General features: G+C 42.8%; 8 protein-coding genes and 1 pseudogene. 7 read left to right on the top strand and 2 right to left on the bottom strand.

Annotated elements, in window-relative coordinates; translation table 11 throughout:
- Positions 1–291 precede the first annotated feature (291 nt).
- A pseudogene (locus ND16A_RS21070) lies at positions 292–543 on the bottom strand (class II fructose-bisphosphate aldolase); the annotation flags it as partial.
- A 568-nt stretch (positions 544–1,111) separates the two neighbouring features.
- On the opposite strand from ND16A_RS21070, the gene betI reads away from it, so the two are divergent.
- From betI to ND16A_RS07515, 6 genes are all read left to right on the top strand, one after another.
- Complete coding sequence (gene betI / locus ND16A_RS07490) at positions 1,112–1,723, top strand: transcriptional regulator BetI (protein WP_033077990.1); 612 nt, start codon at positions 1,112–1,114, stop codon at positions 1,721–1,723.
- Complete coding sequence (gene betB / locus ND16A_RS07495) at positions 1,704–3,167, top strand: betaine-aldehyde dehydrogenase (protein ID WP_033077989.1); 1,464 nt, start codon at positions 1,704–1,706, stop codon at positions 3,165–3,167. Before betI ends, betB begins: the two co-directional genes overlap by 20 nt.
- A 20-nt stretch (positions 3,168–3,187) precedes the next feature.
- On the top strand, positions 3,188–4,873 hold the full coding sequence (betA, locus tag ND16A_RS07500) for a choline dehydrogenase (protein ID WP_033077988.1): 1,686 nt from the start codon (positions 3,188–3,190) through the stop codon (positions 4,871–4,873).
- Between the two features lie 117 nt (positions 4,874–4,990).
- Entirely contained in the window at positions 4,991–6,208 is a 1,218-nt protein-coding gene (locus ND16A_RS07505; protein ID WP_033077987.1) for a choline transporter, read from the top strand.
- Between the two features lie 40 nt (positions 6,209–6,248).
- On the top strand, positions 6,249–6,959 hold the full coding sequence (locus ND16A_RS07510) for a TorF family putative porin (RefSeq protein ID WP_033077986.1): 711 nt from the start codon (positions 6,249–6,251) through the stop codon (positions 6,957–6,959).
- 111 nt (positions 6,960–7,070) lie between these two features.
- Positions 7,071–7,523, top strand: a complete 453-nt coding sequence (locus ND16A_RS07515; RefSeq protein WP_033077991.1) for a MarR family winged helix-turn-helix transcriptional regulator — start codon at positions 7,071–7,073, stop codon at positions 7,521–7,523.
- A gap of 332 nt (positions 7,524–7,855) precedes the next feature.
- Here ND16A_RS07515 and ND16A_RS07520 read toward each other — a convergent pair whose 3' ends face one another.
- Positions 7,856–9,076 carry a porin gene (locus ND16A_RS07520; protein WP_033077985.1) on the bottom strand — a complete coding sequence of 407 codons (1,221 nt, stop codon included), beginning with the start codon at positions 9,074–9,076 and terminating at the stop codon, positions 7,856–7,858.
- A gap of 395 nt (positions 9,077–9,471) precedes the next feature.
- Here ND16A_RS07520 and glyA point away from each other — a divergent pair, with 395 nt between their 5' ends.
- Positions 9,472–10,728, top strand: a complete 1,257-nt coding sequence (gene glyA / locus ND16A_RS07525) for a serine hydroxymethyltransferase (RefSeq protein ID WP_033077984.1) — start codon at positions 9,472–9,474, stop codon at positions 10,726–10,728.
- Positions 10,729–10,969: the final 241 nt, after the last annotated feature.

Below are 10,969 nucleotides of genomic sequence, written 5' to 3'. Positions count from 1 at the left end.
TTGCTCAAATGCAGCAACAACGTTGATAAGTTGATCTTGGTTCGACATGTTTGCGTCCTGATGAATTAGTCGCAGTCATTAAATCAGATCGAAAAATAGAAGTTGAGCTATGCTCTCGTAAGCTCACCTTATAGTGTGGTCTTCTTTAGGAACACTAAATTGATTTTGCAAATATCTTGTCTTTTTTTGATACTGCTGGTGTACCCTTGCCAATAAGTCCATTGTGTTGGTATCGATATTCATTTTTACCGCTCCAGATGAAATGGCTTCCTTAAGGTCACCAATATCAGATCATCTGCCACCATGAAAAACAAAATTCAATGGATGGTGAAGTAAATTAAATATATTCGAAACATATAGTTGTGAGTTTTTTAAAATCAGCGGTGTTAAAGTGACATGCCCAGATTTATATATTCCGTAAATATTGACAAAAGAAGCCGCAATAATAAAGTTTGAGCTAATCTCAATTAATTTTTCATAAGCACAAGCAACATCTCCAGATTGTGTATAGAGTTTAGCATTGTCAATATTAATATTATCTACACCATCTTCTTCATCACAATTGCCAAAATCCTTAACTGAGGGTTGCTTTTTTAAATAACAACGACATTATTTTTTGCTACATTTGAGCGTAAATAACCCAGGTTTCGTATGATTTTCACTCACTATGAGCCTATGAATAAATTATTTTAAATTAAATTTATACAATTTATTTTAAAAATCGTGTCCCAGACCATGAAGGGCATAATGAATAGTGCCTGCTAATGCCGCTTAAAATCGATTCAACTCAAAAATAGTTACAGATGAGCAGTTAATTATAACTTAACTAATGCCGACATTATGTTTGTTAATTGCGGCGTATTTTACAATCCAATGAAAAAACAATTAAGTTTTCGTTTAATTATGAATGAATTATTACTATATTTAATTAGTGTACGAATTAAATTGTTAATCGATTCTGTCTGCTTCAAGTCGGTTAAATTGATTTAAATCAAACTATATAAGTAAAACTAGCTGTTTTTACATGCCATTAACATGCTTGACAGTTCGTTTTCTAACCTTTACCTTTGTTATTGATTGAACGTTCAATTAAAAAAGGAAGAGATTAAATATGCCAAAAGTAGGTATGGAACCGTTACGCAGGCAACAGCTTATCGATGCCACGTTAAGCTCTATTTCTGAGCATGGGTTACAAAACACTACCATAGTGACCATCAGCCGAATTGCCGGTATGTCGTCGGGCATTATCAGTCACTATTTTGGGGGCAAACGAGAGTTGATAGAGGCGACGGTCAGTTATTTACTCGAGCAATTGCTGCAATCGTTTTTAGAACGCATTACCCAAGAAAACCCCGCGCCACAGATCAGACTCCATTTAATTGTTGAATCCAATTTTACCGAATTTCAACGCTCTGTGCTGGCAACCAAAACCTGGTTAAGTTTTTGGGCGAAGGCGATGCATGACCCGGCAATGGCGCGATTACAATCGATCAATAGCAAACGCCTTTATAGCAATTTACTTTTCTCTTTTAGAGAGTTGCTTGAGCCTGAGGCTGCGGCTAACGCAGCCAAGCAAACGGCAGCGATGATCGATGGCTTTTGGCTTCGAAGTGCTTTGAGTGACAATCCCGAACAAGAATTTATAGCAGCCGAGTTGTTATGCAAAACATTTATTAACGATGTTATTAAACAGGAGAGATTTAATGCCTCTAATCAAATATAAAAACTATGTCGATGGTGCCTATACCAGCAATAGCACCGGGGAAACCTTTGATGTTACTAACCCGGCAACGGGCCAGGTAATTTATCAGGTAGAAATTGCGGATGAACTGATAAAAGCTAAGGCTATCGATAGCGCTAAGCGAGGATTTGCCGTGTGGTCTTCGATGAGCGCGACTGAGCGCAGCCGCATATTATTAAAAGCGGTGGCCTTGCTGCGTGAACGCAATGATCAACTGGCAAAAATTGAAGTCCTGGATACGGGTAAGCCCTGGCAAGAGGCCAGCGTAGTTGATGTGTTGTCTGGCGCCGATTCGATTGAATTTTTTGCCGGCCTCTGCCCTGGTATCGAAGGCAATCAGCAGCAAGTTGGCGCTGATTTTTACTACACTCGCCGCGAAGCGTTAGGCATTTGTGCCGGTATTGGCGCGTGGAATTACCCGTTGCAAATTGCTTGTTGGAAGGCCGCCCCCGCGCTGGCTTGTGGTAATGCGATGATCTTTAAGCCGTCGGAAGAAACACCATTAGGCGCTCTCAAACTGGCGGAAATTTTTAGTGAAGCGGGTTTGCCAAATGGCGTCTTTAATGTGTTGCAAGGCGCGGGAGATGTCGGTTCGTGGTTAAGCCATCATCCAGATATTGCGAAAGTTTCTTTTACCGGCGAAGTTGGTACCGGTAAGAAGGTCATGGCGGGCGCCGCGACCACCTTAAAAGATGTCACCATGGAACTTGGTGGCAAGTCACCGCTTATCATCTTTGATGACGCGGATGTTGATAACGCGGTATCGGCGGCGATGTTAGGTAACTTTTATACCCAAGGCGAAATTTGCACCAATGGCACGCGTGTTTTTGTGCAAAAAGAGATTTATCCAGCCTTTATTAAGAAATTAGTCGAACGTACCAAAAACAACATTGTCGTTGGCGATCCAATGGATCCAAAGACTAACTTTGGTGCATTGATTTCAGCTAAGCATCAGCGCTTAGTGCTCGATTATATCGACATCGGCGTAAAAGAAGGCGCGACCTTGTTACATGGTGGCGCCGCGCTAACCCCAGAAGATTGCGCCTCCGGCTATTTTGTCGAGCCCACCATATTCACCGATTGTCATGATGAAATGAGGATTTGCCGCGAAGAGATTTTTGGTCCGGTAATGTCGGTGTTGACCTTTGATGATGAAGAGGAAGTGATCAAGCGCGCTAATGCGACGGAATTTGGCTTAGCAGCTGGAGTGTTTACCCAAGACATCAGTCGCGCGCATCGGGTTATTCATCAAATGCAGGCGGGTATTTGCTGGATTAATAGCTACGGCCTTTCACCGGTCGAAATGCCCGTTGGTGGCTATAAACAATCGGGCATTGGCCGAGAAAATGGCCTGGCGACATTAAACCATTATACCCAAATTAAAGCGGTATATGTGGGCTTGCAACCACTTGAAAGTCCATTTTAATATTACTTGGTGATAAAATTATGAAAACACATCTATATGATTACATTATTGTTGGTGCTGGCTCTGCGGGCTGTGTATTGGCCAATCGCTTGTCTGAAGACGGCAACTCAAATGTGCTGTTGTTAGAGACTGGCGGCAGTGATAAAAGTATTTTTATCCAGATGCCCACCGCCTTATCCATTCCGATGAATACCAGTAAATATAATTGGCAATTTGAAACAGAGCCGGAGCCTTTCATTGATAATCGACGCATGCACTGCCCCAGAGGCAAGGTTTTGGGTGGTTCGTCGTCGATTAATGGCATGGTTTATGTGCGTGGTCATGCCCGCGATTTCGATGAATGGCAGCAGCATGGCGCGGATAATTGGGATTATGCCCATTGCTTACCGTACTTTAAAAAGGCCGAAACCTGGGCCTACGGCGCCGATGAATATCGTGGCGACAAAGGACCATTAGGCGTTAATAACGGTAATGAGATGGCTAATCCGCTTTATAAAGCCTTTGTCAATGCGGGAGTTGATGCCGGTTATTTCCCTACCGACGACTATAACGGTCGTCAACAGGAAGGATTTGGTGCCATGCACATGACGGTTAAAAACGGCGTGCGCTGTTCGACCTCCAACGCCTATTTACGGCCAGCAATGAACCGTAAAAATTTAACCGTGATCACGCATGCCCTGGTGCATAAGGTGTTGCTGGAAAATAAAACTGCGGTTGGTATTCGTTATGAACGCAAAGGCAAGATTGTTGATGTTAATGTGAACAAAGAAGTTATTTTATCTGCGGGTTCTATTGGCTCACCGCATTTATTGCAGCTCTCAGGCATAGGTGCAAAGAAGGTGTTAACCACTGCTGGCATCGAAACCTTGCATGATTTACCCGGTGTCGGTCAGAACTTGCAGGATCATCTGGAATTTTATTTTCAATTTAAATGCAAGCAGCCAATTTCTCTGAATGGCAAGTTAGGCTTGTGGGACAAGTTTTTGATCGGCACCCGCTGGCTCTTATTCAAAGACGGTTTAGGCGCAACCAACCATTTCGAATCTTGTGGATTCATTCGCTCTAAAGACAGTGTTGAATGGCCTGATCTACAATATCATTTCTTGCCTGCGGCAATGCGTTATGACGGCAAAGAAGCGTTCGCCGGACATGGTTTTCAAGTCCATATCGGCCATAACAAGCCTAAGAGTCGAGGCAGCGTCAACGTTGTCTCTAACGATCCTAAGGCGCACCCTAAGATCAGCTTTAATTACCTTGAGCATGAAGAGGACCGCGCTGGATTTAGAGCCTGTGTGCGATTAACGCGAGAGATAATTCATCAACCTGCGCTTGATCAGTACCGTGGTGAAGAAATTCAACCCGGAGCTCATATACAGACCGATGAAGAGATTGATGCCTTTGTCCGTTCTACCGTGGAAAGCGCCTATCATCCATCATGTACATGCAAAATGGGCAATGATGATTTGGCAGTGGTCGACTCGCAAACCCGAGTCCGGGGTATCAAAGGCTTACGGGTCGTGGACTCCTCAATTTTTCCAACAATTCCAAATGGCAATTTAAATGCCCCGACTATCATGGTAGCCGAGCGCGCCGCCGATCTCATTCGCGGCATAGAGACGCTCGCCCCGTCGAATGCAGCGGTAGACATTGCAGAAAACTGGCAAGAGCAGCAACGTCCTAAGGAGGCGAAACGAAAGATCACATAACAAAACCATTTGCAGCATATTAAAAAACTTTAACATCAATTAAAACTAAAACTAAGCATTAGTTAAGGAGACAAGTATGAATTATTTAAATCAGCAACTCAGTAGGGAGCAATTATTATGACAGCCTGGCTTACCGCAGGATTGATATTTACCTTTGTTGCCATCGTATTTATTTTAATACGCTGGGGCAACGTAAAATGCATTGGCGTGACCCCGGTTCACACCTTTACTTTTATCGCCATTCTTTTCACCTCAGGGCTTGATGTGGGACTGATTATGTTTCCACTGACCGAGTTCGCCGGCTATGCCGATTTAGCGGCCAGTCCGGAGTATGGCTTTACCAATCCACTGGCCATCGAGTTTGGTTTCTGGGCCTTTCTCATCTGGGGTTTTTACTTCCTCACTTGCTTCTACTTTTGTGTGATAGAGCCACGAGTAAAGTTTTTTGAGATACCATTGATTAAGTTTATCAATAACTTCGTGATTATTGGTACCTGTGCCTTCACCGCCTACTTGCTGTTAACCAATTTACCTTGGTATATGCCGGAACTGGGCGATGGCGAAACCCTGGTCAGTAGTTTCTATTTAATTGTATTTGCCGTGATCTGTGCCTCGGTTTATTCAAGCACTCACATTCGCTACGTGCGTATCTTAAGTCTGGCAACTACCTGGGCATTTATTGGCTTAATTGTGGTGATGTGGGCTGGTGCATTCTTGGGCGAAGACTCAAGTGTCGGTGAATTTGTTTCGACCATAGGCTTACTTGGCGGTTATTTCGGGAACCTGGATAAATTTGTTTTACCGCTCAATGATTACCATGAATTCTACCTTTACTGGTGGTTTGCCTGGAGCATAATGATTGGCCAGTTTACCTCACGTTTTGTCGGCGGTTTGCGTACCTACCAAGTGTTGGCAGCGATGTTAGTTATTCCGTCACTACCGATAGCAGCTTGGTTTTCCGTGCTGTATTACTACAGTGTCAACAGTCTTGACACCAGCGGATTTTATAACTTAGCCATGGCTATCGTCGGCATCACCTTTGTGATTAACTCACTTGATTCACTGGTTCGATTATATACCGACAACCTTGGGATGAGTGCGGCTAAACTCGGTACGGCAAAATATCTTGTCGGCAATATCGTTGCACTGAGTTTATTAACCCTGTTATTTAAACTGGATTTCTTACAAATACAATGGGTTGGAGCTGTAGTTATTGGACTATTTTTTACCTGCCTGGGCTACATCTTGCTGAAGAAATACAAAGTGGTAAAAGCAATAGATTGTTCGCCTTCAGCTAATGTAGCTGACTTTCATAAGATTGATTTAGTAAATTAATTTACTAAATAAAATAATATAATATTAAGAGGAATATAAAATGAATAAAGCATTAATCGCATTAGCTACGAGCTGTTTATTGGTTGTCGGTAGTGCCAATGCGGATGTTTCTTCAACGGTTAACCTAACTTCTGATTACACCTTTAACGGGGTCAGTCAAACTAACAATGATCCGGCGTTACAAGCAAGTTTAGACTATGCGGGCGATAGTGGCATTTATCTGGGGACTTGGGCCAGTAATGTTGACTTTGGTCCGGCTGAAGATACCAACATCGAATGGGACTTTTATGTTGGCAATTACTGGCAGCTTAACGAAAAAGTCGGCTTAGACGCCGGCGTTGCCTATTACACCTACCATGGTGATGATGCGTCAAGTGATTATGCGTACGGTGAAGCATATGCCAAGTTTGGCTACAACTCATCGATAGGTGATACCGAGTTAAACTTTTGGTATGCATGGGATTACTTTGGTACCGATGCTGGCCATTATATTATGATGGCCGCGCACACGTTCGCAATCAGCGAAGGTCATGATATTCGTGTAAGTGTTGATCGCTCAACGTCAGACGATGTGAATAAGTGGGGTTGGGGGAATAATTTTGATGATGAATCATATAACCATTACCGTATCGAATACATGACCAGCTTCAGTGGCTTTGACTTTAACTTAGCGGCAGAAGACACGAGCATGGACTGGGATACGGCAGACAGCCGGGTTGTATTGTCGGTGTCAAAAACTTTCAGTTTGTAAATGCCTTAGTGCATAAATTGTCGGACTGGTATTAATCTAAGTGAAAACCCTCGGTTTGGGCGAGGGTTTTCATTTATTTTGTACTGCTAAGCAAATATTGGGATGGATACAGTGGAAAGATACGAGCAGCTGATATTGTCTTTACGGCAAGTTAATCGTGCGATTGACCTGCACTCGAAACAATTAAGCAAACAGTTTGGCTTAACTGGACCGCAGTTATTGGTGATGAAAAAAATTGTCGAGTTAAATGGAGCTATGGCAAAAAAGGTGGCGCAAGCCGTTAATCTTAGCCCTGCCACGGTCACCACCATTATTGATCGTTTAGAAGTAAACCAATTAGTGCAACGCAAGCGGAGTGACTATGATAAACGCAGGGTAGAACTTTTTGTGACCGACAAAGGAGCAACCTTGTTGCAACAAGCGCCACAATCATTGCCGACTTCTTTCATTAGCCAATATCAAGGGCTGGAGTCTTGGGAACAAAATCAATTACTCTGTTCGGTACAACGGATTGTCGCGATGATGGAGTCAGAGTCTGATGATATTGGTGGTACAGTATGTTAATGATTGAATTTGAGCCAAATAGAATTAGGTACAAGGTACAAGGTACAAGGTACAAGCAGTTTGAGTGAACGTTAGGGTTCGGGTAATGTTTCTTGAATGTGCTACGGGCAACGGGCAGGAAATTTTATGTCATGTGATTGCCATCTTCCCAGACTTACCGTCGATAAAGACAAGCCCTACTTCAATAGCAAATGCGATCTGCTCGTGGCTCGCAGCCAGCAGCTAAAAGAAGGGATTAGGAGTGGGAATAGTGTGTAAAAATGCCGTATTAAAGCAGGTTGGCACTAAAATACGGCATAGGTTGGGAACTATTTTACTTGAACTCGGGTTATTTAGAAGTAATAACCAATATTGATGTTCAAGCGATTGTTGGTTTCGTCTGAATCGCCGGCCATAGTGCCACCGATGAATGGTTGGTTTTTCGCCATGATGTAATCAACGTAGGCGTAAATTCCGCCGGCACTAATGGCCACACCGGTAACGTTCATCATCGTATCTTCTTCATAAGAACCTGACTTGTCAGTCATCAAGTTGTAGTCGTTATAAAAAGTAAGATTGGTAATTGGGCCAAATGTTACGTCTTTTGAATACGACAAGTTAAGATTATATAACGTTGCTTCTGCAGGAATAGTATCGTGGAAGCTATAAGCACCAACAACAACCGAATCACTGTGCTCGTCTAAGTCATATTCGTAACTGGTGTATTCAAACATCACGCCAAATTTGCCGATATTACTTTTAAGGTGTACCGCATAGGCATTGTGATCACCAACGGAACCGCCAGAACCCTCTAAATCACCAGTGAGTAGTGATGCGCCAACTTCGGTATTGTCGAATTTATAAGCGTAACGTAAATTAATGGTATTGCTTTCAGCAATCCCCATGCCATCTGCTACAGCATCAAAAATGCCTTCGTCTTCACCACGAACACCAATCACATCGTAAGAATAACGATCGGTTCTATTATCGACATAACCATCGAGACCGCCGAGTTCATCATTGACGAAATAGGCGATGCGAATGTCATGATTATCATACTTACCGATAAATGATAAGCCAGTATCATAATCATCCTCGAGTCCAGCGTAATAAGCCGAGCTAAAGAAAAAACTGTTAGAGTTATAATTTAAATTACCAAAAGGCACTTGGGTGATACCTACCTGGCCTTCCCAGTTCTCATTAAAGTCATAGGCGGCATAGGCATGATGGACAACATCCATATACTGATACCAGCGATATTGTGCCGAAACTCTGACATCACCGATACTGCCATTCACGTCGAGACGGAAGGTATCAAAATCAAAGTCACCGCCGCGATCGGTATTGTCATCATCATAATCTTCATAGCTATATTGAAAACGCACTGCGCCGCCAATCTTAATTTTTGGGGTTAAATCTGCGCTGCTTTTGGTATTGGCATTAACTTCCTTTTTCAACTCGGCAATTTGTTGCTCAAGTTGTTCCAATCGCTGTGTTTTATCATCTGCTTGGGCCGCCAAGGCCGTGGTCGAGCTCGCTAATAATAAACCTAGTAATGGGGTGGATACTTTCATTCGTTATTCTCCAGTGGGTTATTCGCCGTTTCTTTTTTATGTTAGTTTCATGTTGTTGTTCTGTTTCGAACAATTTTCAACCACCTAAGTGTAAAATTTTAGTTATAGGTCTAACTAAACCATTTACGACCTTAAACTGGCAACTAACGCCGTTAAAAAGTGGTAATTAATCTATCCCTGAGCCAAAATTGTGATCTACAGATACCATTATGGCCGATTTTCTGAATTCAGTTAGCAGTAGTTACCGGTGAGTGAGCAATAAGTTATATAAAATAGTTATCTGAGTTCAAAAATAGTCATATACAAGCCGTAGTTCTTAAGGCAAAATAGCCGCCTATAATTTAAATGCACCGCAGTGCCCAACGCCCTGAAAACGCAGTGAGTGAGGAAAACCAATGCTTAAACGTGATATGAATATTGCTGATTTTGATGCTGAACTTTATCAAGCAATGACGAATGAAGTTGAACGCCAAGAACACCACATTGAATTAATTGCATCTGAAAACTATTGTAGCCCTCGCGTTCTTGAAGCCCAAGGTTCTCAATTGACCAATAAATATGCTGAAGGTTACCCCGGTAAGCGTTACTACGGTGGTTGTGAATACGTTGATATTGCTGAGCAATTAGCAATAGACCGTGCTAAAGAATTATTTGGTGCAACATACGCTAACGTACAACCACATGCGGGTTCGCAAGCAAATGCTGCTGTATTCCAGGCACTAGTTACTCCAGGTGGAAAAGTATTGGGTATGAGCTTGGCTCATGGTGGTCATTTAACTCATGGCTCACACGTAAATTTTTCGGGTAAATCTTACGAAGCATTTCAATATGGTCTTAACCCAGAAACTGGTGATATAGACTATGAAGAACTTGAGCGTTTAGCGTTTGAACACAAACCTGAAATGATCATCGGTGGTTTTTCTGCATTCTCTGGTATTGTTGATTGGGCAAGAATGCGTGAAATCGCTGACAAAGTAGACGCCTACTTTATGGTTGATATGGCTCATGTTGCCGGTCTTATTGCAGCAGGCTTATATCCTAACCCAGTACCACATGCTCACGTAGTGACTACCACAACGCATAAAACCTTAGCGGGCCCTCGTGGTGGTTTAATTATTTCGGGTTGTAATGACGAAACTATCGAGAAAAAATTAAACTCGGCGGTTTTCCCTGGTGGTCAAGGTGGTCCGTTGATGCACATCATCGCCGCGAAAGCGGTAGCATTTAAAGAAGCGTTACAACCAGAGTTTAAAGAGTACCAACAAAAAGTATTGGATAATGCCAAAACTATGGTGTCGGTATTACAAAGTCGTGGTTACAAAGTGGTATCTAACGGTACTGAAAACCATTTATTACTGCTTGATCTGATCGACAAAGACATCACCGGTAAAGACGCAGATGCTGCGCTTGGTAAAGCGTATATCACAGTAAACAAAAACTCGGTTCCAAACGACCCGCGTTCTCCGTTTGTTACCTCTGGTCTACGTTTAGGTACGCCGGCGATTTCTCGTCGTGGTTTTGGCACTGAAGAAACTACTGCATTAACCGGTTGGATTTGTGACATCCTTGATGACTTAGCAAATGAAGAGACGATTGCAACCGTCCGTGAAAACGTTAAAGAGCTTTGTTCTCGTTTTCCTGTATATGCGTAATTAATGCAAACAGGTTGCGTTAAGCAATAAATCATGAAATGGCCGCGCAAGCGGCCATTTTTTTCGCGAGACTAAAGTCCCGCCAACCGGAAAACTCATGGTTGGCGGGGTTTCAACCGGAAGGATCCCCACAACTTTAATCTCATGTTTCATTCACTAATTCAATCAGAGCGAGCCTAAGCTCGCTCTTAGTTAGTCGATATTGCCTTCCTTGGTGCTGCAATAATCTCAAGGCTAAATA

The sequence above is a fragment of the Thalassotalea sp. ND16A genome, from assembly GCF_000764205.1.
Classification (GTDB): domain Bacteria; phylum Pseudomonadota; class Gammaproteobacteria; order Enterobacterales; family Alteromonadaceae; genus Thalassotalea_A.
The sequence above is the reverse complement of the archived record's forward strand: the minus strand, read 5'-3'. Positions and strand labels throughout refer to the sequence as shown.

Bases quoted from the DNA above. Each gene is read 5' to 3' on its own strand.
- betI (WP_033077990.1), top strand. From the start codon at position 1,112: ATGCCAAAAGTAGGTATGGAACCGTTACGCAGGCAACAGCTTATCGAT.
- betB (WP_033077989.1), top strand. From the start codon at position 1,704: ATGCCTCTAATCAAATATAAAAACTATGTCGATGGTGCCTATACCAGC.
- betA (WP_033077988.1), top strand. From the start codon at position 3,188: ATGAAAACACATCTATATGATTACATTATTGTTGGTGCTGGCTCTGCG.
- ND16A_RS07505 (WP_033077987.1), top strand. From the start codon at position 4,991: ATGACAGCCTGGCTTACCGCAGGATTGATATTTACCTTTGTTGCCATC.
- ND16A_RS07510 (WP_033077986.1), top strand. From the start codon at position 6,249: ATGAATAAAGCATTAATCGCATTAGCTACGAGCTGTTTATTGGTTGTC.
- ND16A_RS07520 (WP_033077985.1), bottom strand. From the start codon at position 9,076: ATGAAAGTATCCACCCCATTACTAGGTTTATTATTAGCGAGCTCGACC.
- glyA (WP_033077984.1), top strand. From the start codon at position 9,472: ATGCTTAAACGTGATATGAATATTGCTGATTTTGATGCTGAACTTTAT.